This is a genomic window from Serratia sp. GW822-FHT06E05 (assembly GCF_058799445.1).
In genome coordinates this window covers 44,036-65,848 of sequence record NZ_JBXALM010000003.1, presented here as the reverse complement: position 1 = coordinate 65,848, position 21,813 = coordinate 44,036, and the positions used below count along the sequence as shown (strand labels likewise).

The following is a 21,813-nucleotide window of genomic DNA, read 5'->3' as shown; positions in this document are numbered from 1 at the left end:
GTGTGACGGCAGGGGGGATTCAGTGCATGAAATAAGCAGCAAATCACATAATGCGCAAAAATAATTTAGCGCTGGTCGCTTTGGTTCGGCGAAATATTGACCGGTTAAGCGCACCTTATGCGCTGCAAATAGCTATTCGTTAAAGCTTAATAAACATGCAATAAAATCCTGCCTTTGATGCTTCAGTCTGCCTGACGGCAGGTTTCGCAAAAGTTAAATCAAAAACCTACCTCGTAAATGGTATTACCAAGCGTGCGTTAGCGGTTTGCAGCAGCTCTGGTATTGAGGTGTTAAAATGTGCGGGTAACCTGATTTCGATCAAGGCCCATATGGACAGGAGGTGAATACTTTGTTACTTTACCGTCACGTTTTTGAAATTGGTATTACCAATTGACTCCGCGCCATTCGCAGAGAAGAATTCACCCATGGCCTACAGCAAAATCCGCCAACCCAAGTTGTCAGATGTTATCGAGCAGCAGCTCGAACACCTGATCCTCGAGGGAACACTGCGTCCAGGCGAAAAACTGCCACCGGAGCGCGAGCTGGCGAAACAATTTGATGTTTCCCGTCCTTCTCTGAGAGAGGCCATCCAGCGCCTGGAAGCCAAAGGGCTGCTCCTGCGCCGTCAGGGCGGTGGTACCTTTGTGCAAACTAATCTGTGGCAGAGCTTCAGCGATCCTCTGGCTGAACTGTTGGCCGACCACCCTGAATCACAATTCGATCTGTTGGAAACCCGTCATGCCCTCGAAGGCATTGCTGCCTATTACGCGGCGTTGCGCGGCACCGACGAAGATCTGGCGCGCATCCGCGATTGCCACATTGTGATCCAGCAGGCCCAGGAAAGCGGCGATCTCGACGCCGAAGCCGACGCGGTCATGCAGTACCAAATCGCCGTGACCGAAGCTGCCCACAACGTTGTGTTACTTCACCTGCTACGCTGCATGGGGCCGATGCTGGAACAGAACGTACGTCAGAACTTTGAATTGCTCTACTCGCGCCGTGAGATGTTGGCAAAGGTGAGCAGCCACCGCGCCGGAATTTTTGAGGCGATTGTGGCACGCGAGCCGGAAAAGGCCCGTGAAGCCTCGCACCGCCATTTGGCGTTTATCGAGGAAATCTTGCTGGATCTCAGCCGGGAGCATACTCGGCGCGAGAGATCGCTACGGCGTCTCCAGCAACGCAAGGATTAAGAGCGTTCTCTTCAGGGCACACCAGCCTGCGGAGCTTTCGTTCGAAGTGCTTAGTTAAGCATTTAAGCGGCAACTAAACTGATGGGCCTGTCTTCCTGTGTTTTGCCTCAGAACACAGGAAGACAGGCTCCAAAACAAACCATTAGACAGATAAGGAATACCACCATGTCAGAACGTTTAAACAATGACGTGGATCCGATCGAAACCCGCGACTGGCTGCAGGCGATCGAATCGGTCATCCGTGAAGAGGGTGTTGAGCGAGCTCAGTTTCTGATTGATCAGGTATTGGGTGAAGCCCGTAAAGGCGGTGTTAGCGTTGCAGCCGGTGCTGCGGCTCACAACTACGTCAACACCATCGCGGTGGAAGACGAACCTGCTTACCCTGGTAACCTGGATCTTGAGCGTCGTATCCGCAGCGCTATCCGCTGGAACGCGGTAATGACCGTGCTGCGCGCTTCCAAGAAAGATCTGGACCTGGGCGGCCACATGGCTTCCTTCCAATCTTCCGCGACCTTCTATGAAGTCTGCTTCAACCACTTCTTCCGTGCACGCAACGAGCAAGACGGCGGCGATCTGGTTTACTTCCAGGGCCACATCTCTCCGGGCGTTTACGCACGTGCCTTCCTTGAAGGCCGCTTGACCGAAGACCAAATGAACAACTTCCGTCAGGAAGTTCACGGTAAAGGCCTGTCTTCTTACCCGCATCCTAAACTGATGCCTGAATTCTGGCAGTTCCCGACCGTTTCCATGGGCCTGGGCCCAATCAGCGCCATCTACCAGGCGAAGTTCCTGAAATATCTGGAACACCGTGGCTTGAAGAACACCTCTTCTCAAACCGTTTACGCCTTCCTGGGCGACGGTGAGATGGATGAGCCGGAATCCAAAGGTGCGATCACCATCGCCACCCGTGAGAAGCTGGACAACCTGGTGTTCGTCATCAACTGTAACCTGCAACGTCTGGACGGCCCAGTCACCGGTAACGGCAAGATCATCAATGAACTGGAAGGTATCTTCTCCGGCGCAGGCTGGCAGGTACTGAAAGTGATTTGGGGTGGTCGTTGGGACGAACTGCTGCGTAAAGACACCAGCGGCAAGCTGATCCAACTGATGAACGAAACCCTGGACGGCGACTACCAGACCTTCAAATCCAAAGACGGCGCTTACGTACGTGAGCACTTCTTCGGCCGCTTCCCGGAAACCGCTGCTCTGGTCAAAGACATGACCGACGACGAAATCTGGGCGCTGAACCGCGGTGGTCACGATCCGAAGAAAGTCTTCGCTGCACTGAAAAAAGCGCAGGACACCCAAGGCAAACCAACCGTTATCCTGGCCCATACCATTAAAGGTTACGGCATGGGTGAAACCGCGGAAGGTAAAAACATCGCTCACCAGGTGAAGAAAATGAACATGGAAGGGGTTCACCACTTCCGCGATCGTTTCAATGTGCCCGTTGCCGATGCCGACATCGAAAAACTGCCGTACATCACCTTCGAGAAAGACTCTGAAGAGTACAAATACCTGCACGAACGCCGTCAGGCGCTGAAAGGTTATGTACCGACCCGTCTGCCAGCCTTCACCCAGAAGCTGGAAATGCCGGCTCTGGAAGACTTCAGCTCACTGCTGGAAGAGCAGAACAAAGAAATCTCCACCACCATCGCCTTCGTGCGTGCCCTGAACGTGATGCTGAAGAACAAGTCGATCAAAGATCGTCTGGTTCCAATCATCGCTGACGAAGCGCGTACCTTCGGTATGGAAGGTCTGTTCCGTCAGATCGGTATCTACAGCCCGAACGGTCAGCAATATACCCCGCAGGACCGTGAGCAGGTTGCTTACTACAAAGAAGACGAAAAAGGTCAGATCCTGCAGGAAGGCATCAACGAACTGGGCGCAGCATCTTCATGGCTAGCTGCAGCGACTTCCTACAGCACCAACGATCTGCCGATGATTCCGTTCTACATCTACTACTCGATGTTCGGTTTCCAGCGTATCGGTGACCTGTGCTGGGCAGCAGGCGACCAACAGGCGCGCGGCTTCCTGATCGGCGGTACTTCAGGCCGTACCACCCTGAACGGTGAAGGTCTGCAGCACGAAGACGGCCACAGCCACATTCAGTCTCTGACTATCCCTAACTGCATCTCTTACGATCCAGCTTATGCATACGAAGTGGCAGTGATCATGCACGACGGTCTGGTCCGCATGTACGGTGACGCGCAAGAAAACGTCTACTACTACATCACCACGCTGAACGAAAACTACCACATGCCGGCCATGCCGCAGGGCGCAGAAGAAGGTATCCGCAAAGGTATCTACAAGCTGGACACTCTGGCAGGCAGCAAAGGCAAGGTTCAGTTGCTGGGTTCAGGTTCTATCCTGCGTCACGTACGTGAAGCGGCGAAGATCCTGGCAGACGATTACGGCGTGGGTTCTGACATCTACAGCGTGACTTCCTTCACTGAACTGGCGCGTGATGGCCAGGACTGCGAGCGTTGGAACATGCTGCACCCAACCGAAACTCCACGTGTACCGTACATTGCTCAGGTGATGAACGATGCGCCGGCGGTTGCGTCTACCGACTACATGAAGCTGTTTGCAGAACAGGTTCGTACTTACGTTCCAGCCAGCGACTATCGCGTTCTGGGTACTGACGGCTTCGGTCGTTCAGACAGCCGCGAAAACCTGCGCCACCACTTTGAAGTTGACGCTTCTTACGTTGTGGTTGCTGCACTGGGTGAACTGGCTAAACGCGGTGAAATCGAAGCTTCTGTGGTAGCTGATGCGATTAAGAAATTCGACATCAACCCAGAAAAAGTTAACCCGCGTCTGGCATAAGAGGTACAGAAGAAATGTCTATCGAAATCAAAGTACCGGACATCGGTGCAGACGAAGTGGAAATCACCGAGATTCTGGTGAAAGTGGGCGATAAAGTTGAAGCTGAACAATCGCTGATCACCGTTGAAGGTGACAAAGCTTCCATGGAAGTCCCTTCCCCGCAGGCGGGTGTGGTTAAAGAGATCAAAGTTGCCGTCGGTGATAAAACCGAAACCGGCAAACTGCTGATGATCTTTGAAGCGGAAGGGGCGGCTCAGGCCGCACCTGCTGCCAAAGCTGAAGAAAAACCGGCTGCAGCACCCGCTGCTCCGGCTGCCAAAGACGTTGCCGTACCGGACATCGGTGCCGACGAAGTAGAAGTGACCGAGATCCTGGTGAAAGTGGGCGACAAGGTGGAAGCCGAGCAGTCCCTGATCACCGTTGAAGGCGACAAGGCTTCCATGGAAGTCCCTGCACCGTTCGCAGGCACCGTGAAAGAGATCAAAATCGGCACTGGCGACAAAGTCACCACCGGTTCTCTGATCATGGTATTCGAAGTGGCTGGCGCAGCTTCTGCTGCCGCTCCGGCTGCGACTGAAACGCCTGCTGCTCCAGCGGCACCGGCTGCCTCTGCGGCCAAAGACGTTGCCGTACCGGATATCGGTGGCGATGAAGTAGAAGTGACCGAAGTGATGGTGAAAGTGGGCGACAAAGTTGCCGCTGAGCAGTCACTGATCACCGTTGAAGGTGACAAGGCTTCTATGGAAGTGCCGGCACCGTTCGCAGGTACCGTGAAAGAAATCAAAATCAGCGCCGGCGATAAAGTGAAAACCGGCTCCCTGATCATGGTGTTCGAAGTTGAAGGCGCTGCACCAGCGGCTGCTCCTGCTCAAAAAGCAGAAGCAGCGCCGGCACCGGCTGCCAGCGCGGCACCAGCCAAACAGGCTGCTCCAGCTGCCAAAGGTGAGTTCGCCGAGAACGACGCTTATGTGCATGCCACTCCGGTCATCCGCCGCCTGGCGCGTGAGTTCGGCGTAAACCTGGCGAAAGTGAAAGGCACCGGTCGTAAAGGCCGCATCCTGCGCGAAGACGTTCAGACTTACGTGAAAGACGCGGTCAAACGTGCAGAAGCGGCGCCAGCTGCTGCTGCCGGTGGCGGTCTGCCAGGCATGCTGCCATGGCCGAAAGTGGACTTCAGCAAGTTCGGTGAGATCGAAGAAGTTGAACTGGGCCGCATCCAGAAAATCTCGGGTGCCAACCTGAGCCGTAACTGGGTGATGATCCCGCACGTGACTCACTTCGACAAAACCGACATCACCGATCTGGAAGCTTTCCGCAAGCAGCAGAACGAAGAAGCGGCCAAGCGTAAGCTGGATGTGAAGTTCACCCCGGTGGTGTTCATCATGAAAGCCGTTGCTGCCGCTCTGGAGCAGATGCCGCGTTTCAACAGCTCTCTGTCCGAAGATGGTCAGAAGCTGACGCTGAAAAAGTACATCAACGTCGGTGTTGCGGTTGATACGCCAAACGGCCTGGTGGTTCCGGTATTCAAAGATGTGAACAAGAAGAGCATCACTGAACTGTCCCGTGAGCTGATGGCTATCTCCAAAAAAGCGCGTGACGGTAAACTGACCGCCGGCGAAATGCAGGGTGGCTGTTTCACCATCTCCAGCCTGGGCGGTATCGGGACAACTCACTTCGCGCCGATTGTGAACGCGCCGGAAGTGGCTATCCTGGGTGTCTCCAAGTCTGCTATGGAGCCAGTCTGGAACGGTAAAGAGTTCGTGCCGCGCCTGATGATGCCAATGTCGCTCTCCTTCGACCACCGTGTTATCGATGGTGCAGATGGTGCGCGCTTTATTACCATCATCAACAACATGCTGGCTGATATCCGCCGTATGGTGATGTAATGAAAAAAGGGCGCAGCATGCTGCGCCCTTATCGCTTCTGTAGCAGTTTTGTCGGTTTTTGCACGACTCGACAAAATTGTTGAGACACGGGTCACTCGAACACGCTTTGCAGATTATTAACAATTCTGTAAACTGCTCGCGGTGTAAGCGTCCCGGTGGATGAAGGGCGTTATGAGATCGATTAGCAATAAAAATGACGTCTGACCCGCCGGACAATCAATTAAGAGGTCATGATGAGTACTGAAATTAAAACTCAGGTCGTGGTACTTGGGGCGGGCCCGGCAGGTTACTCTGCTGCCTTTCGTTGCGCTGACTTAGGTCTTGAAACCGTTCTGGTTGAACGTTATTCCACGCTGGGCGGTGTTTGCCTGAACGTGGGATGTATCCCTTCCAAAGCACTGCTGCACGTAGCCAAAGTGATCGAAGAAGCCAAGGCGCTGGCCGAGCACGGCATCGTTTTCGGCGAGCCGAAAACTGACATCGACAAAGTGCGCGTCTGGAAAGAAAAAGTCATCAATCAGCTGACCGGCGGTCTGGCTGGCATGGCTAAAGGCCGTAAAGTGAAAGTGGTTAACGGCCTGGGCAAGTTCACCGGCGCTAACACCCTGGTTGTTGAAGGCGAAAATGGTCCAACCACCATCAACTTCGACAATGCCATCATCGCTGCAGGTTCTCGTCCGATCCAACTGCCATTCATTCCTCATGAAGATCCACGCGTGTGGGACTCTACCGATGCACTGGAGCTGAAAACTGTCCCAGAGCGTCTGCTGGTTATGGGCGGCGGTATCATCGGCCTGGAAATGGGCACCGTATACCATGCGCTGGGTTCACAGATCGACGTTGTCGAAATGTTTGACCAGGTGATCCCGGCGGCTGACAAAGACGTGGTGAAAGTCTTCACCAAGCGCATCAGCAAGCAGTTCAACCTGATGCTGGAAACCAAAGTGACCGCGGTAGAAGCCAAAGAAGACGGCATCTATGTCACTATGGAAGGCAAAAAAGCGCCTGCAGAACCACAGCGTTATGACGCGGTGCTGGTGGCTATCGGCCGCGTGCCGAACGGTAAGCTGCTTGAAGCGGGTAAAGCCGGTGTGGAAGTTGACGAGCGTGGCTTCATCAACGTCGACAAACAGCTGCGTACCAACGTGCCGCACATCTTCGCTATCGGCGACATCGTCGGTCAACCGATGCTGGCGCACAAAGGCGTGCATGAAGGCCACGTTGCCGCTGAAGTTATTGCCGGCATGAAGCACTACTTCGACCCGAAAGTGATCCCATCGATCGCTTACACCGAGCCGGAAGTTGCCTGGGTGGGTCTGACCGAGAAAGAAGCGAAAGAAAAAGGCATCAGCTACGAAACTTCCACCTTCCCGTGGGCAGCTTCTGGCCGTGCTATCGCTTCCGACTGCGCAGACGGCATGACCAAACTGATTTTCGACAAAGAAACTCACCGTATCATCGGTGGCGCGATTGTCGGCACCAACGGTGGCGAGCTGTTGGGTGAAATCGGTCTGGCTATCGAGATGGGTTGCGACGCAGAAGACATCGCGCTGACTATCCATGCTCACCCAACCCTGCACGAATCCGTAGGCTTGGCGGCAGAGATCTTTGAAGGCAGCATCACCGATCTGCCTAACCCGAAAGCCAAGAAGAAGTAATTCTGCTGGTTTGAAAGGTGAATAAGCGGCTCCTGAAAAGGGGCCGTTTTTTTATGCGCGGCATCCAGGTAAAAGGCCGCTCGATGAGCGGCCAGTAGCTTACTTGTTCTGGAATATCACGTTGAACGTTAGGCTGTTGCCGTTAACCGACCAACCGCCTTTGCTCACGCCAAACGCCGATCCCAGTACAATGAGCAGGATAAACATGGAACTCCCTTTCATTGCGCGATCCTTGTGGAACCACGACCACCGCGACTTCACCGGAAAAATCCCGGCGGAACAAGCGCCCGGTAGCGCCTGTATCGCAGTCGTTGCAGCACTGTTCTCAAGCCCGATGACCAACTGCTAAATTGGCAGAACAGACCCGGATAAATATTACGTTGAAATGAATGTTCAGACATTCTTTTTGTTGATTTTTTAATCATCGTTGCGCACAATGTTTTGGCTCGGTAGCGCTTGTATCGTTCTTAACGATGTAAGAAATCCGTGAGGTGCCTGCTAACACCGAACGGAACAACAGAACCGCCTTAATGGCGGTTTTTTTGTGCCTTCCGCTCTCAAATTTTACTATTCGCGACTAATAGCCATTGTAAGTGAGTGGGTATTATGTTGTGCTCGTCAGGCTGATGTATGTTGGGAACGGAACCTCTCTGTAGCCCCGTCGGGCTTGTGTCGCAGCCGATTACACTGCGCTCAACGATTCAGCAAAGATTTAATGTTGCTTTTATGTGAACGAATTAACAACCAATTCAAATCCTGATATGCTGGCTGAGCGGAACCGGGCACTGTACTTACAGTCCAGGACATCGACAGCAGTGCCCCGTCAGGATCAATGGCATCAACACCGTGCGCTAAACCCGGTTTGAATAGAGAACGCCAGGCACAATAAATGACAATGAGAGCGAGGAGAATGTCGTGCTAGAAGAATACCGTAAGCACGTAGCCGAGCGTGCTGCAGAGGGCATCGTCCCTAAGCCGTTAGACGCCACCCAAATGGCAGCGCTGGTTGAATCATTAAAGAATCCGCCAAAAGGCGAAGAAGAATTCCTGTTAGACCTGCTGATTAACCGTGTGCCACCGGGCGTCGACGAAGCCGCCTATGTAAAAGCCGGTTTCCTGGCAGCCATCGCCAAAGGCGAAGCGACCTCCCCCCTGATTACCCCCGAGAAAGCCGTAGAGCTGTTAGGCACCATGCAAGGTGGCTATAACATTCATCCGCTGATCGACGCGCTGGATAACGAAAAATTGGCTGCGATTGCCGCCAAAGCGCTGTCCCATACGCTGCTGATGTTCGACAACTTCTACGACGTGGAAGAAAAAGCCAAAGCGGGTAACCCGCACGCCAAGCAGATTATGCAGTCCTGGGCCGATGCCGAGTGGTATCTGTCTCGTCCGCAACTGGCGGAAAAAATCACCGTTACCGTATTCAAAGTCACCGGTGAAACCAACACCGATGACCTGTCGCCGGCACCGGATGCGTGGTCACGCCCGGATATCCCACTGCACGCCCTGGCGATGCTGAAAAACGAACGTGAAGGCATAGTGCCGGATCAGCCGGGCAGCGTTGGGCCTATCAAGCAAATCGAACTGCTGAACAAGAAAGGTTTCCCGCTGGCTTACGTCGGTGACGTTGTCGGCACCGGTTCTTCTCGTAAATCCGCCACCAACTCGGTGCTGTGGTTTATGGGCGACGATATCCCTTACGTGCCTAACAAGCGCGGTGGTGGTGTAGTGCTGGGCGGTAAAATCGCGCCTATCTTCTTCAACACCATGGAAGATGCCGGTGCATTGCCGATTGAAGTGGACGTCAATGACCTGAACATGGGCGACGTGATCGACATTTACCCGTACAAGGGTGAAGTGCGCAACCACGAAACCGGTGAGCTGATTGCCAACTTCGAACTTAAGACCGACGTACTGCTCGACGAAGTGCGTGCCGGTGGCCGTATTCCGCTGATCATCGGTCGCGGTCTGACCACCAAAGCGCGTGAAGCGCTGGGCCTGCCGCACAGCGACGTGTTCCGCATTGCCAAAGAAGTGGCTGTCAGCAGCAAAGGCTTCTCCCTGGCGCAGAAAATGGTTGGCCGCGCCTGTGGCGTTGCCGGCGTGCGCCCGGGCGAATACTGCGAACCCAAGATGACCTCTGTCGGTTCACAGGACACTACCGGCCCGATGACCCGTGACGAGCTGAAAGATCTGGCTTGCCTGGGCTTCTCCGCCGATCTGGTGATGCAGTCGTTCTGTCACACCGCTGCGTACCCGAAACCGGTTGACGTGACGACCCACCACACACTGCCGGACTTCATCATGAACCGTGGCGGCGTGTCGCTGCGTCCGGGTGATGGCGTTATTCACTCCTGGCTGAACCGTATGTTGCTGCCGGATACCGTAGGCACCGGCGGTGACTCCCACACCCGTTTCCCAATCGGTATCTCCTTCCCGGCGGGTTCCGGCCTGGTTGCCTTTGCCGCCGCTACCGGCGTGATGCCGCTGGATATGCCAGAGTCTGTCCTGGTGCGCTTCAAAGGCAAGATGCAGCCTGGCATTACTCTGCGTGACCTGGTACACGCAATCCCTTACTACGCCATCCAGCAGGGCCTGCTGACCGTAGAGAAGAAGGGTAAGAAGAACATCTTCTCCGGCCGCATTCTGGAGATCGAAGGCTTGCCGGATCTGAAAGTCGAGCAGGCATTCGAACTGACTGACGCTTCGGCCGAACGTTCCGCTGCCGGCTGTACCATCAAGCTGGATAAGGCACCGATTGAAGAGTATCTGAACTCTAACATCGTGCTGCTCAAGTGGATGATCTCCGAAGGCTACGGCGATCGTCGTACCCTGGAGCGTCGTATTCAGGGCATGCAAAAATGGCTGGCGGATCCGCAACTGCTGGAAGGCGATGCGGATGCAGAATACGCTGCGGTGATCGACATCGATCTGGCAGAGATCACTCAGCCAATCCTGTGTGCACCAAACGATCCGGATGACGCGCGTCTGCTGTCCGACGTGGCCAACAGCAAGATCGATGAAGTGTTTATCGGTTCCTGCATGACCAACATCGGCCACTTCCGCGCGGCCGGCAAGCTGCTGGATCAGCACAAAGGCCAGTTGCCGACCCGTCTGTGGGTGGCTCCGCCAACCAAGATGGATGCGGCTCAGTTGACCGAAGAAGGCTACTACAGCGTATTCGGCAAGAGCGGTGCACGTATCGAGATCCCAGGTTGTTCACTGTGCATGGGTAACCAGGCGCGCGTGGCCGACGGTGCGACGGTGGTTTCCACCTCGACCCGTAACTTCCCGAACCGTCTGGGGACCGGTGCCAACGTGTATCTGGCTTCTGCAGAACTGGCGGCGGTGGCTTCGCTGCTGGGTCGTCTGCCAACGCCGGACGAGTACCAGACGTACATGGCACAGGTCGATAAGTCAGCGGCGGATACCTACCGTTATCTGAACTTTGACCAACTGGGTCAGTACACGGAAAAAGCCGACGGCGTGATCTTCCAAACCGCTGTTTAAGTCGCTATATTGCGCAACTGTTTAACGGGAGGCCTTGGCCTCCCGTTTTATTTTTCTCAGTTGCCAACTTTGCGAGCGCTCACTGAGTTAGTCATGAATTAATGTTTACACTAAGAGAAAGGGCTCAGGAGGGCGTGCTATGGATTACGAATTTCTGCGTGACGTTACCGGTCAGGTAGTGGTCAGATTTTCGATGGGGCATGAGGCGATTGGCCACTGGATCAACGAAGAACTCAAAGGCGACTTCAACCTGCTCGATCGCATCGAAGCCGGGGCGGCGCAAGTGAAGGGCAGCGAGCGTCAATGGCAGCTGGAAGGCCATGAATACACGTTGCTGATGGACGGGGAAGAAGTGATGATCCGCGCTAACCTGCTGGAGTTCGAGGGCGACGAGATGGAGGAGGGTATGAATTACTATGACGAAGAAAGCCTCTCATTCTGCGGCGTCGAAGACTTTTTGCAGGTATTGAAGGCCTACCGTTCTTTTATGCTGAAATACTGAACGTAAGGGCGCGGCGTGCCGCGCCCGATACAGATTACAGATGCGGAATATTGCGGCCGTAATAGATTTCCTGCATCTCTTTCCACAGCAGATCGGTAATCTCTTTACGCTCGGCTTCGCTCAGCGCGTCCGGTTTGGCATTAAACAGGTAGTGCTTCAGATCGAAATCCTTCAGCAACATCTTGGTATGGAAGATGTTTTCCTGATAAACATTCACGTCCATCATGTGGTACAGCGCCTTCATATCATCAGACATAAAGTTCTGGATCGAGTTGATCTCATGATCGATGTAATGCTTCAAGCCGTTTACGTCGCGGGTAAAACCGCGCACGCGGTAATCCATGGTGACGATGTCAGATTCCAACTGGTGGATCAGATAATTCAACGCTTTAAGCGGTGAAATCACGCCGCAGGTGGACACTTCGATATCGGCGCGGAATGTGCAAAGACCGCCTTCCGGATGGCTCTCCGGATAGGTATGAACGCAGATGTGGCTCTTGTCCAGATGTGCGACTACCGTCTTTGACAGTGGGCCCGGGTGTTCTGAAGTATCGACATCGTCCGGGTCGACCGGCTCTTCGCTGACCAGAATGGTGACGCTGGCGCCCTGAGGCTCGTAGTCCTGACGTGCGATGTTGAGAATATTGGCGCCAATGATCGAGCAGGTCTCGCTGAGGATCTCGGTCAGGCGGTTGGCGTTGTATTGTTCGTCAATGTAGGCGATATAGCCAGCGCGGTCGTCCGCGGTTTTGGCGTAACAAATATCGTAAATACAAAAACTCAGGCTTTTGGTCAGGTTGTTGAAGCCGTGCAGTTTTAGCTTATGCAATTTGGTTCACCTCCTTTATCTTCTCGCTTAACGTGAAACGTTCAGTGCGTCGAGCAAATACTGCGGCAGTGCAAAGCTGCCCGCGTGAATTGCCGGGTTATAATAACGACAGTTTAAGCCGCTTTGATGAAAGCGATGTTGCAGCGTTGGCAAGTCGAGCTGACGCAGTGCCGGGTTTTGGCTGGCCCAGGCGAAGGTCATAATGCCGCCGTAATAGGTCGGGATCGCCGCCTGGTAGAAACTGACGTCCTTGAAGTATTGGCTCAGCTTGGTGTGGCTATTGACCGCTTCGTCTTGCTGCAGGAAGCACACGCCGTTCTGCGCAACAAAAATGCCGCCCTCGTTCAGGCAGCGTGCGCAGCCTTCGTAGAATGCCGAGGTGAACAGGCTTTCGCCGGGGCCGATAGGATCGGTGCAGTCGGAGATAATCACATCGAATTTTTCATCGGTCTGATTAACAAAGTTGACGCCGTCGTCGATCACCAGCTTAAAGCGGGGATCGTCGTAAGCACCGGCATTGTGATTAGGCAGGTATTGGCGGCAGAATTCCACCACGCCGGCGTCGATCTCGACCATGGTGATTTGTTCAACGCCCTGATGACGGCTGACTTCGCGCAGCATAGCGCCGTCGCCACCGCCGATGATCAGGATTTTCTTCGCCTGGCCGTGAGCCAGCAGCGGTATGTGGGTCATCATCTCGTGATAGATGAACTCATCGCGCTCGGTGGTTTGCACCACGCCGTCGAGCGCCATAACGCGCCCCAGAACCGGGTTTTCAAAAATCACCAAATCCTGATGCTCGGTCTTCTCACGATACAGCACGTTCTCTACCGAGAAGTACTGGCCGAAGTTGGCATGCAGTGTTTCATACCAAATTTCTTTCTGGGTCATGTGCGGGAACTCCGTAATAACAGCCATGAAAAATTGGCGCAACATCATAGCTAACTCTGCCTGGTGATGCACGGCTGAATTTCAAACAGAGATAGCGGAAGGCGGGGGATTAGTTAGCGTAGGCCAGCAGGCTTAGCGAGTCGCGTGCCAGAGATTTGCATTTGTTCGGGGTAGGAATGGCGATACCACTGAGATCGCGATAGCTGTCTTCACCCAGAGCCTTCATATTAAAACTATTATAGTTGGTCAGATCCCAACGGTTTTGCTGCGCGAAATAAACGATGGCGCGTTTGATTTGCGCATTGGGCAAGTCGTTGTAGCCGCAATCGTTTTTCAAATAAATAAACACTGCCGTCAGATCGGCCAGATCTTCCGCTTCGGACTCATTCAGCGCCAGACTGGCGTTGGAGAACCCCAGCATGGTGAGCAACAGCACCAGTAAACTTGTTTTTTTCATCATGAAAATAGACCTGTTTGTTGTCTACAGACGTTATCACACTTGCCTGTAAAGGCACCAAATTTTATTACTCACAGGTAGCATAACCGGCAGCAAAGGCTTGACCTTCCGCTAAGGGGAGGGTTTAGGCTGACGTTTAGATGAGTTAGATCACTGAGAAAAGGGAGTCAGCGATGTTACGCCGTGATTTTATCAAACTGACCGCTGCGCTGGGCGCGGCAAGCGCTTTACCGTTGTGGAGCCGGGGCGCGTGGGCGGCTGAATTGCCGGCGTTACCGATCCCGCCACTGCTGATGCCGGACGCACAAGGGAACATTGCTCTGGCGCTGCAAACCGGTGAGGTGAACTGGCTGCCGGGCAAGGCGACCCAAACCTGGGGCTTTAATGGCGCGTTGCTGGGGCCGGCGGTGCGCCTACAGCGTGGCAAATCGGTCACGGTGGATATCCGCAATGCGTTGCCGGAAGCCAGTACCGTTCACTGGCACGGTCTGGAAATCCCCGGTGACGTAGACGGTGGACCGCAGGCGCTGATTCAGCCAGGCGCAACGCGCAGGGTGCAGTTCACTATCGAGCAGCCTGCAGCTACCTGCTGGTTCCATCCGCACACCCACGGCAAGACCGGTCAGCAGGTGATGAAGGGCTTGGCCGGGCTGGTGCTGCTCGAAGATGACGAAAGCAGTAAGCTGCCGCTGCCGAAAACCTGGGGGCAGGATGATATTCCGGTGATCCTGCAGGACAAGCGGCTGGGCAAGGACGCGCAGATTGAATACCAACTGGACGTGATGAGTGCTGCCGTTGGTTGGTTCGGCGACCGTATGTTCACCAACGGTGCTCAGTATCCCCGCCACGTGGCCCCTCGCGGCTGGCTGCGTCTGCGTTTCCTCAATGGCTGTAATGCACGCTCGCTGAATCTGGCCGCCAGCGATAACCGTCCACTCTATGTGATTGCCAGCGACGGCGGTTTTTTGGCCGAGCCGGTCAAGCTGACCGAATTGCCGATGCTGATGGGCGAACGCTTCGAAGTCTTGGTGGATGCCTCTGACGGTAAAGCTTTCGATATCGTCACGCTGCCGGTCAAACAGATGGGCATGACGCTGGCACCGTTCGACCAGCCGCTGCCGGTATTGCATATCCAGCCTTCGCTGGCGCAGGGCATCAAGACGATGCCGGACAGCTTGGTGAAACTGCCAGCGCTGCCTGCGGTGACCGGCATTCAGGAGCGTTGGCTGCAGCTGATGATGAACCCGCAGTTGGATAAGCTGGGTATGCAGGCGCTGATGGATCGCTATGGCCATCAGGCCATGGCCGGCATGAGTATGGATCACGGCGGCATGGGCAAAGGCGACAGCGGTGATATGTCCGGTATGCAAGGGATGGATCACGCCAGCATGAAGGGTATGGATCACGGCAGTATGAAGGGCATGGACCACGGCAATATGAAAGGCATGGATCACGGCGCGAAGCCGTTCGATTTCAGCCATGGCAATATGATCAACGGCAAGGCCTTCGACATGACCAAGCCGATGTTTGAAGCCAAACGCGGCAAGTACGAAAAGTGGACCCTTTCCGGCGAAGGCGACATGATGCTGCACCCGTTCCATATTCACGGCACTCAATTCCGCATCCTGTCGGAAAACGGTAAACCGCCGGCGGCCCATCGCAGCGGCTGGAAAGATACGGTGCGCGTAGAGGGTTGGCGCAGTGAAGTGTTGGTGCGCTTCGATCACCTGGCCAATAGCGATCACGCCTATATGGCTCACTGTCATCTGCTGGAACACGAAGATACCGGCATGATGATGGGCTTTACGGTAGCTGACTGATCTCCTTGTTGTCTTTCAAGTGGCGGCGCACTCGCGTCGCCACCGGCTTCAGGCTATGCTAAACTCTGCGCCCTTCTTCCGGCAACTGACCTGAAAACTATGAAACACACTGTAGACGTAATGATTTCCGAGCAGGAAGTTAAGACCCGTATTGCCGAACTTGGCCGCCAGATCACCGAACATTACCGCGACAGCGGCAGTGATATGGTGCTGGTCGGGCTGCTGCGCGGCTCCTTCATGTTCATGGCTGACCTGTGTCGCACCATCGAAGTGCCGCATGAGGTCGACTTTATGACCGCTTCCAGCTACGGCAGCGGCATGTCCACGACTCGCGACGTGAAAATCCTTAAGGATTTGGATGAAGATATCCGCGGCAAAGACGTGCTGATCGTGGAAGACATCATCGACTCCGGCAATACGCTGAACAAAGTGCGTGAAATTCTGGCGCTGCGTGGGCCGAAATCCCTGGCGATTTGCACCCTGTTGGACAAGCCTGAACGCCGTGAAGTGGAAGTGCCGGTTGAGTACGTCGGTTTCTCAATCCCGGACGAATTCGTGGTGGGTTACGGCATTGACTACGCTCAGCGCTACCGCCATTTGCCGTACGTCGGCAAAGTGGTATTGCTGGACGAGTAAACTGCTGTGGGCGCGGCATGCCGCGCCCTATGAGCTTTAGATGCCTTTATCCTGTTGCAGCGTGGCCATGGCTTTGCGATAGCCCATTTCCAGGCTTTCGCGGCTGGTCGCAGCCACTTCCAAATCGCGCAGGCGGCCGTCCTGGATCCCGTACACCCAACCGTGAATCATCACTTTCTGGCCGCGTTTCCATGCTGATTGCATGATGGTGGAATGGCCCAGGTTGTAGACCTGCTCAATAACGTTGATTTCACACAGCACGTCGAGACGTTGTTCCGGTTCCAGTTCACCCAGCAGTGAGCTGTGTTTGTACCACAGGTCGCGAATGTGCAGCAGCCAGTTATTGATCAGCCCCAGTTCCGGGTTCTCGACCGCTGCTTCCACGCCGCCGCAGCCCAGGTGACCGCAGATAATAATATGCTCGACTTCCAACACGTCGACGGCGTATTGCACCACCGACAGGCAGTTTAAATCGGTATGGATCACCAGGTTCGCCACGTTACGGTGAACAAACAGTTCACCCGGCTCCAATCCGGTCAGTCTTTCTGCAGGTACGCGGCTATCAGAGCAACCTATCCATAAAAAACGGGGCTTTTGCGCCTGTGCTAAGCGTTCAAAAAAGTTTGGGTCTTCCTTGCTGATGTTAGCTGACCAGGTGTGGTTATTGGCGATAAGCTTTTCGATCTCTTTCATGGCGGTTATAGGCCTGTAACGAACAGATTGCGTTGGGGTAATATAGGACAAGCGTCACAATTTGGATATCGGAACAGTGGCGCCGGGCGATATTCGGCCACTTTTTATTCAATATGGCGGGATGGAACCTGAATATACCGCACGGATTTGCCTCAGTGAAAACGCTGCTGATGATAAGATCATCTTCATTACAAAAACGCAGCAGCATACTCATCGTCACAAGGTACTTTTTAACTTATGAATTATGCACTGGAATTAGCGCAGTTAACCAAGACTTACGCCGGTGGCGTCAAGGCGTTGCGCGGGATCGATCTCAATGTCGAAGCGGGGGATTTCTATGCCCTGCTGGGGCCGAACGGCGCCGGAAAATCCACGACCATCGGCATCATCAGTTCGTTGGTTAACAAAACCTCCGGCAGCGTACGGGTGTTCGGCTACGACATCGACAAAGACATCGTTAACGCCAAGCGTCAGCTCGGGCTGGTACCGCAGGAGTTCAACTTTAACCCGTTCGAAACCGTGATGCAGATTGTGGTCAATCAGGCGGGCTACTATGGCGTGACCCGTCGCGAAGCCTTGGCTCGTGCAGAAAAATACCTGACTCAGTTGGATCTGTGGGGCAAGCGCGAAGAACGCGCTCGCATGCTGTCCGGCGGCATGAAGCGCCGCTTGATGATCGCCCGGGCCTTGATGCATCAGCCAAAACTGCTGATCCTCGATGAACCGACTGCCGGGGTGGATATCGAGCTGCGTCGTTCTATGTGGGGCTTCCTGAAAGAGCTTAACGCCCAGGGCACCACGATTATTCTCACCACTCACTATCTGGAAGAAGCAGAAATGCTGTGCCGCAATATCGGTATTATCCAGAACGGTGATCTGGTGGAGAACACCTCGATGAAAGGCCTGCTGGCCAAGCTGAAGTCCGAAACCTTTATCCTCGATCTGGCGGCGAAAAGCCCGCTGCCGAAGCTGGATGGCTACCGTCATCGCCTGACGGACACCTCGACGCTGGAGGTGGAAGTGATGCGCGAGCAGGGCCTGAACGGCCTGTTTACCCAACTTAGCGCACAGGGCGTCCAGGTCCTGAGCATGCGTAACAAGGCCAACCGGCTGGAAGAGCTGTTTGTCACCCTGGTTAACGGTAATGGAGAAAAAGCATGACGCGTTTGTATTGGGTGGCTTTGCAGAGCATTTGGGCTAAAGAGATCAACCGATTTGCCCGTATCTGGATCCAGACCCTGGTGCCGCCGGTGATCACCATGACGCTGTATTTCATCATCTTCGGCAACCTGATTGGTTCACGTATCGGCGAAATGCACGGTTTCGATTACATGCAGTTTATCGTTCCCGGCCTGATCATGATGGCGGTGATCACCAACTCGTACGCCAACGTGGCCTCGTCGTTCTTCAGCGCCAAATTCCAGCGCAATATCGAAGAGCTGCTGGTGGCTCCTGTGCCGACGCACGTGGTGATTGCCGGTTACGTCGGCGGCGGCGTGGCGCGGGGTATCTGCGTCGGCGTGTTGGTGACCGTGATCTCGCTGTTCTTTGTGCCGCTGCAGGTGCATGCCTGGTGGGTGATTGTGGTCACGCTGCTACTGACGGCGATCTTATTCTCGTTGGCGGGCCTGATTAACGCGGTGTTTGCTACCACCTTTGACGATATCAGCCTGATCCCGACCTTCGTGCTGACGCCGTTGACCTACCTGGGCGGGGTATTCTACTCGCTGACGCTGCTGCCGCCGTTCTGGCAGGCGGTGTCCAAGCTGAACCCGATCGTCTACATGATCAGCGGTTTCCGCTACGGTTTCCTGGGTATCAGCGATGTACCGTTGGCGTTCACCATGGCGGTGCTGGTGGCGTTTATCGCGGTGTTCTATCTGCTGGTCTGGTTCCTGATCGAGCGCGGCCGCGGTTTGCGCACCTAATAGTATGGCGTCCCCGGGCAGACGTACGGGGACGCGTTTATCAATCTGCGGCAAGCATCCCGTAAATCAATAAAATTGCTCGAATAACCCCTTTCTCCCCGCTGTTCAAATCGTGCTATGCTGACGCTCCACATTTTCTCCATTTTGTTATATACCCTATGAATTTCAAGTTGCAGCCAGGCGGCCAGCTCACTCATCCTCAGGTAAATCATGAGATGATCGAGTGCAGGTAACAACGCTGCAGTCTGAAATACGACGGGTATTACGTACTCGTAAGTAGAATATAACCATGCGGTCTACACACAAGATAGCGGCTGGAGTACTCGGCATCCTGTTGTCGTTTGCTTCCCCGGCCGGCCTGGCAAGTTTGTTGTCGGAAGACAGCGCCGTTAAATCCGAATATATGGAAGCGCAGCGCGACAGCGAGGTTTATTCGCTGATTGGCGAACACGTTATTCCGGTCGGCGAAGTGAAGCAGGGGCAGCTGATTCAGGTGTTCCCGGCGGATGCGGAGTATTACGAGTTCAAATTCGGTCACGGCACCGGGTTTATCGATAAAGACGATGTGCGCGATCTTAAAAAATCGCGCAAGGTGAAGGACGATCTTGGCGAACTGAATAAGCCGCTGACCAACCAGAACCTGATCACTCAAAAGGCGATCAACGTCTATACCGATGCGGATAACACCAGTGATGTGTTTGGCGTGCTGGAAGAGAATCTGCGCTACCCGATTATCGGCAAGCTGAAGGATCGGCTCAACAATACCTGGTATGAGATCAACATTGGCGATCGTCTGGGTTATGTCAGTGAGCTGGACTGCGAGATCGACACCGGTATTCCGGTGCTGACCTACCATCACCTGCTGAAAAACGAAGAGAACAAGCGTTTCCGCCATACCTCGACCACCACTTCCGACGTGGCGTTCAGCAATCAGATGACCTACCTGAAGCAAGCGGGCTACGACACGATTTCCCTGTATCAGTTGGAAGCCTATCTGAACAACCAGATCAACCTGCCCGGCAAGGCCGTGGTGCTGACGTTCGATGACGGGCTGAAATCGGTCTACCGTTACGCTTACCCGGTATTGAAGAATTACGGCTTCCGCGCCACGGCGTTTATTATTTCCTCACGCATCAAGCGCCACCCGCAAAAGTGGAATCCTGATTCGCTGCAGTTTATGAGCATTTCCGAACTGAAGCAGATCCAGGACGTGTTCGACGTGCAGTCGCATACGCATTTCCTGCATCGCACCGACGGTAATCGTCAGCCGATCCTGCTGAGCCGTTCGCTGCACAACATAGAATTTGATTTTGAGCACTCGCGCCGCGCGCTGTCGCAGTTTAATCCGCATGTGCTGTATGTGTCATACCCGTTTGGCGGCTATAACCAACGGGCGATACAGGCGGCGAAGGATGCCGGTTTCCATATGGCGGTGACCACGGTGCAGGGCAAAGTGAAGCCGGGGGACAACCCCTATACGCTGAAGCGGTTGTACATTCTGCGTACCGACTCGATTCAGACCATGGCGGACAGAATCGCCAACAAGCCGGGAACGCTGGTGGTGCAGTAATCAGGAAGAAACGGGCGCCGACGGCGCCCGTTGTGACTTTTAGGCGACCTGAACCGGCACGGCTTTCGCCTTGCGCTGCAGGTTATTGTCGCCTTCGAAGTAGGCCACTTTCGGATGGTGTTGACGGGCATCGGCATCGCTCATCTGCACGTAAGAACAGATGATCAGCTTGTCGCCGACGCAGGCGCAACGCGCTGCCGCCCCGTTGACCGAAATAATGCGCGAGCCGCGTTCGGCGGCGATGGCATAGGTTGAGAAACGCTGACCGTTATCAACGTTATAAATATCGATAGCTTCATATTCCAGAATGCCTGCGGCCTCCAGGAAGTCCTGATCGATGGCGCAGGAACCTTCATAGTGCAAGTCGGCCTGAGTCACTTTCACCCGATGCAGCTTGCCTTGCAGCATAGTACGTATCATAACTTTACCTAACTGAGTATCCGCCTTCACAGGCGATTGAGGTTGAACATCCATCCGGCGCTTATCGTCACCGATAAGTCCCTCCATGTCTACTTTCAGAGGGGCTGTAACAGTGACGACTGCACAAAAAGTAGCTTACAGCGTCAGATCAACCTGCTGGTTGTCAATCAAGCGCGCCTTGCCGAGCCAGGCGGCCATCAGCACCACTGCCCGTTGGCTTTCCACGCCCAGCGGTTGCAGGCTGTCGGCGTCACGGATAAACAGTTCGTCCGGTGTGAAACCAGCGCTGCTCAACTGAGAGGCGGTGTGTTCCAGCAACTCGTCGACATGCCGTTCGCCGTTGCTGAGCTGTTCTGCCAGCGCATTCATGATCTTGCTGAGTTGAGGGGCGATTTTACGCTCTTCGGCGGTCAGGTAGCCGTTGCGTGAACTGAGCGCCAGGCCATCCTTAGCGCGTACGGTAGGCACGCCGACGATGTCGATGTCGTAACCCATGTCCGCCACCATTTTGCGGATCAACGCCAGTTGCTGATAATCCTTCTCGCCAAAACAGGCCAGGTCCGGCTGCACCAGGTTGAACAGCTTGCTGACAATGGTCGCGACGCCGCGGAAGTGGCCCGGACGGCTGGCCCCTTCCAATATGGAGGACAGGCCAGGTACGTCGACATAGGTTTGTTGCTCCAGCCCCTGAGGGTAGATATCGGCCGGCGCGGGTGCGAACACCAATTCTACGCCGCGACGGGTCAGCTTCTCGCTGTCCTCTTGCAGGGTGCGCGGGTAGCGCGCCAAATCGTCAGGGCGTTCGAACTGCATCGGGTTGACAAAAATACTGACCACCACGACATCGGCACGTGCACGTGCTTCATCGACCAGCGTCATATGGCCTTCGTGCAGGTTGCCCATGGTCGGCACCAGCGCGATGCGTTTACCCTCTTGACGCCAGCGGCGGATCTGCTGACGCAACAGAGGCAGGGTTTCGATAATTACCATT

General features: G+C 54.7%; 18 protein-coding genes. 12 read left to right on the top strand and 6 right to left on the bottom strand.

The window, feature by feature from the left end:
• Nucleotides 1-425: 425 nt before the first annotated feature.
• From pdhR to yacL, 7 genes are all read left to right on the top strand, one after another.
• Nucleotides 426-1,190 (top strand): pyruvate dehydrogenase complex transcriptional repressor PdhR, encoded by a 765-nt coding sequence (gene pdhR, locus AC1RKC_RS10290; protein WP_020828585.1) that lies wholly within the window; start codon nt 426-428, stop codon nt 1,188-1,190.
• A 165-nt stretch (nt 1,191-1,355) separates the two neighbouring features.
• Complete coding sequence (gene aceE / locus AC1RKC_RS10285; protein ID WP_261287063.1) at nt 1,356-4,019, top strand: pyruvate dehydrogenase (acetyl-transferring), homodimeric type; 2,664 nt, start codon at nt 1,356-1,358, stop codon at nt 4,017-4,019.
• A gap of 14 nt (nt 4,020-4,033) precedes the next feature.
• Nucleotides 4,034-5,905 carry a pyruvate dehydrogenase complex dihydrolipoyllysine-residue acetyltransferase gene (gene aceF, locus AC1RKC_RS10280; protein ID WP_128865426.1) on the top strand — a complete coding sequence of 624 codons (1,872 nt, stop codon included), beginning with the start codon at nt 4,034-4,036 and terminating at the stop codon, nt 5,903-5,905.
• Nucleotides 5,906-6,138: 233 nt separating this feature from the next.
• Complete coding sequence (gene lpdA / locus AC1RKC_RS10275; RefSeq protein WP_020828582.1) at nt 6,139-7,563, top strand: dihydrolipoyl dehydrogenase; 1,425 nt, start codon at nt 6,139-6,141, stop codon at nt 7,561-7,563.
• A 205-nt stretch (nt 7,564-7,768) separates the two neighbouring features.
• Nucleotides 7,769-7,912 carry a hypothetical protein gene (locus AC1RKC_RS10270; RefSeq protein ID WP_164171152.1) on the top strand — a complete coding sequence of 48 codons (144 nt, stop codon included), beginning with the start codon at nt 7,769-7,771 and terminating at the stop codon, nt 7,910-7,912.
• 566 nt (nt 7,913-8,478) lie between these two features.
• Nucleotides 8,479-11,076 (top strand): bifunctional aconitate hydratase 2/2-methylisocitrate dehydratase, encoded by a 2,598-nt coding sequence (gene acnB, locus AC1RKC_RS10265; RefSeq protein ID WP_046372654.1) that lies wholly within the window; start codon nt 8,479-8,481, stop codon nt 11,074-11,076.
• A 139-nt stretch (nt 11,077-11,215) separates the two neighbouring features.
• A complete protein-coding gene (gene yacL, locus AC1RKC_RS10260) occupies nt 11,216-11,578 on the top strand; it encodes a protein YacL (protein ID WP_020828579.1) in 363 nt (120 codons plus the stop codon).
• A 34-nt stretch (nt 11,579-11,612) separates the two neighbouring features.
• Here the strand turns inward: yacL and speD are convergent, their stop codons facing one another.
• The 3 genes from speD to AC1RKC_RS10245 all read right to left on the bottom strand — a co-directional run bounded on the left by speD (nt 11,613) and on the right by AC1RKC_RS10245 (nt 13,755).
• Entirely contained in the window at nt 11,613-12,407 is a 795-nt protein-coding gene (speD, locus tag AC1RKC_RS10255; RefSeq protein WP_020828578.1) for an adenosylmethionine decarboxylase, read from the bottom strand.
• 27 nt (nt 12,408-12,434) lie between these two features.
• Nucleotides 12,435-13,298, bottom strand: coding sequence for a polyamine aminopropyltransferase (gene speE, locus AC1RKC_RS10250; protein ID WP_041415683.1), 864 nt, complete (start codon nt 13,296-13,298; stop codon nt 12,435-12,437).
• A 109-nt stretch (nt 13,299-13,407) separates the two neighbouring features.
• Nucleotides 13,408-13,755: a YacC family pilotin-like protein gene (locus AC1RKC_RS10245; protein ID WP_041415681.1), complete on the bottom strand. Its 348-nt coding sequence runs from the start codon at nt 13,753-13,755 to the stop codon at nt 13,408-13,410.
• Nucleotides 13,756-13,928: 173 nt separating this feature from the next.
• Between AC1RKC_RS10245 and cueO the strand changes: the two genes are divergently transcribed.
• Together cueO and hpt are read left to right on the top strand one after the other, a co-directional pair.
• Nucleotides 13,929-15,575 (top strand): multicopper oxidase CueO, encoded by a 1,647-nt coding sequence (gene cueO / locus AC1RKC_RS10240; protein ID WP_176984546.1) that lies wholly within the window; start codon nt 13,929-13,931, stop codon nt 15,573-15,575.
• 99 nt (nt 15,576-15,674) lie between these two features.
• Entirely contained in the window at nt 15,675-16,211 is a 537-nt protein-coding gene (hpt, locus tag AC1RKC_RS10235; protein WP_071827054.1) for a hypoxanthine phosphoribosyltransferase, read from the top strand.
• 36 nt (nt 16,212-16,247) lie between these two features.
• Here the strand turns inward: hpt and can are convergent, their stop codons facing one another.
• Nucleotides 16,248-16,904 (bottom strand): carbonate dehydratase, encoded by a 657-nt coding sequence (gene can, locus AC1RKC_RS10230; protein WP_012146699.1) that lies wholly within the window; start codon nt 16,902-16,904, stop codon nt 16,248-16,250.
• Between the two features lie 237 nt (nt 16,905-17,141).
• Here can and AC1RKC_RS10225 point away from each other — a divergent pair, with 237 nt between their 5' ends.
• The 3 genes from AC1RKC_RS10225 to AC1RKC_RS10215 all read left to right on the top strand — a co-directional run bounded on the left by AC1RKC_RS10225 (nt 17,142) and on the right by AC1RKC_RS10215 (nt 20,402).
• Nucleotides 17,142-18,065, top strand: a complete 924-nt coding sequence (locus AC1RKC_RS10225; protein ID WP_020828573.1) for an ABC transporter ATP-binding protein — start codon at nt 17,142-17,144, stop codon at nt 18,063-18,065.
• Nucleotides 18,062-18,832: an ABC transporter permease gene (locus AC1RKC_RS10220; RefSeq protein WP_020828572.1), complete on the top strand. Its 771-nt coding sequence runs from the start codon at nt 18,062-18,064 to the stop codon at nt 18,830-18,832. The genes AC1RKC_RS10225 and AC1RKC_RS10220 overlap by 4 nt, the downstream gene beginning before the upstream one ends.
• Nucleotides 18,833-19,121: 289 nt before the next feature.
• On the top strand, nt 19,122-20,402 hold the full coding sequence (locus AC1RKC_RS10215; RefSeq protein WP_046372656.1) for a polysaccharide deacetylase family protein: 1,281 nt from the start codon (nt 19,122-19,124) through the stop codon (nt 20,400-20,402).
• Between the two features lie 39 nt (nt 20,403-20,441).
• Here AC1RKC_RS10215 and panD read toward each other — a convergent pair whose 3' ends face one another.
• Nucleotides 20,442-20,822: an aspartate 1-decarboxylase gene (gene panD / locus AC1RKC_RS10210; RefSeq protein WP_037416822.1), complete on the bottom strand. Its 381-nt coding sequence runs from the start codon at nt 20,820-20,822 to the stop codon at nt 20,442-20,444.
• Nucleotides 20,823-20,957: 135 nt separating this feature from the next.
• The gene (gene panC, locus AC1RKC_RS10205; RefSeq protein ID WP_261139621.1) at nt 20,958-21,812 is read right to left on the bottom strand and encodes a pantoate--beta-alanine ligase; all 855 of its coding nucleotides are present in this window, start codon (nt 21,810-21,812) and stop codon (nt 20,958-20,960) included.
• Nucleotide 21,813: the final 1 nt, after the last annotated feature.

Bases quoted from the DNA above. Each gene is read 5' to 3' on its own strand.
- panC (WP_261139621.1), bottom strand. From the start codon at position 21,812: ATGGTAATTATCGAAACCCTGCCTCTGTTGCGTCAGCAGATCCGCCGC.
- panD (WP_037416822.1), bottom strand. From the start codon at position 20,822: ATGATACGTACTATGCTGCAAGGCAAGCTGCATCGGGTGAAAGTGACT.
- AC1RKC_RS10215 (WP_046372656.1), top strand. From the start codon at position 19,122: ATGCGGTCTACACACAAGATAGCGGCTGGAGTACTCGGCATCCTGTTG.
- hpt (WP_071827054.1), top strand. From the start codon at position 15,675: ATGAAACACACTGTAGACGTAATGATTTCCGAGCAGGAAGTTAAGACC.
- can (WP_012146699.1), bottom strand. From the start codon at position 16,904: ATGAAAGAGATCGAAAAGCTTATCGCCAATAACCACACCTGGTCAGCT.
- speE (WP_041415683.1), bottom strand. From the start codon at position 13,298: ATGACCCAGAAAGAAATTTGGTATGAAACACTGCATGCCAACTTCGGC.
- AC1RKC_RS10225 (WP_020828573.1), top strand. From the start codon at position 17,142: ATGAATTATGCACTGGAATTAGCGCAGTTAACCAAGACTTACGCCGGT.
- AC1RKC_RS10245 (WP_041415681.1), bottom strand. From the start codon at position 13,755: ATGAAAAAAACAAGTTTACTGGTGCTGTTGCTCACCATGCTGGGGTTC.
- yacL (WP_020828579.1), top strand. From the start codon at position 11,216: ATGGATTACGAATTTCTGCGTGACGTTACCGGTCAGGTAGTGGTCAGA.
- aceE (WP_261287063.1), top strand. From the start codon at position 1,356: ATGTCAGAACGTTTAAACAATGACGTGGATCCGATCGAAACCCGCGAC.
- lpdA (WP_020828582.1), top strand. From the start codon at position 6,139: ATGAGTACTGAAATTAAAACTCAGGTCGTGGTACTTGGGGCGGGCCCG.
- pdhR (WP_020828585.1), top strand. From the start codon at position 426: ATGGCCTACAGCAAAATCCGCCAACCCAAGTTGTCAGATGTTATCGAG.
- AC1RKC_RS10270 (WP_164171152.1), top strand. From the start codon at position 7,769: ATGGAACTCCCTTTCATTGCGCGATCCTTGTGGAACCACGACCACCGC.
- cueO (WP_176984546.1), top strand. From the start codon at position 13,929: ATGTTACGCCGTGATTTTATCAAACTGACCGCTGCGCTGGGCGCGGCA.
- aceF (WP_128865426.1), top strand. From the start codon at position 4,034: ATGTCTATCGAAATCAAAGTACCGGACATCGGTGCAGACGAAGTGGAA.
- AC1RKC_RS10220 (WP_020828572.1), top strand. From the start codon at position 18,062: ATGACGCGTTTGTATTGGGTGGCTTTGCAGAGCATTTGGGCTAAAGAG.